This window comes from Aeromonas aquatilis, from assembly GCF_054052405.1.
Genome location: NZ_JBSTYP010000154.1, coordinates 1 through 832, shown reverse-complemented (window position 1 = coordinate 832; position 832 = coordinate 1). Strand labels below are relative to the sequence as shown.

General features: G+C 62.7%; 1 pseudogene. It reads left to right on the top strand.

The annotated features are described in order from the left end of the window. A pseudogene (locus ACW5W8_RS23760) lies at positions 1–832 on the top strand (tape measure protein); the annotation flags it as partial.

The following is an 832-nucleotide window of genomic DNA, read 5'->3' as shown; positions in this document are numbered from 1 at the left end:
GTCGCCGAGGGCAAGGTGCATTACGACGAGGCCACTGGAAGCTGGCGACAAGGCGCCGCAGCCGTTAAAGCGCTGGGTGATGAGGCCAAGAGTACCCGTGATTATCTGGCCGAGATCAATGCGGTGGCCAAGCAAACCGCAGCTGATGGCCCGGCCAAGTTGGCCAAGGCGTTTGAGGCGTTGGGGCTGGACTTCGAACAGGCCAATGGCCGTATCGGTGCGGGCTTTCAGAAGACCATCGGCGCCCTGGATGTATTGGTGGCGCACACGGGGGCCAGTAGTGCCGCCATCGAGGAGGCGCTGGCTGCTGCCTACAACAGCGCCAAGACCACCGCCGAGATCGATGCGGTGATCGCGCGTCAGAAGCAACTGGCCGCCCAGGGCAAGATCACCGGGGATGCGCTGGCCCGCTCCATGGCTATTGCCGCCGATGCCATGGCCAAGGTGAAAGGTGGGAGTGGCGATACCAAGCAGGCCGTCGCGGCCATTGGTGATAGCTTTGACGAGGCGGCCGCACGGGCAAAAGGGGCCACCGATGCGATGCGGGCGGGGCTTAAAGGGGTTCAGGATGAGGCCAAGCAGACGAATGCCAGCCTTGCCAGTAGTGGCGGGGGAGGTGGCCGAGGCGATATCACCCGCACCGTGAACGCCGGTTCTTTCTACTACAAGAGCGTGGACATCAACAGCCTGCGCGGTAATGCCGAGGGGCTGGCCAACACCCTGGCTGGGGTGGAGGAGGAGCTGGCCCGCTACAGCCAGAAGGTCAAGGATATTCCGGCCTACAGCGAGTGGAGCAAGTATTACGGCGAGAAGTTCCAAAAAGAGATGGAGG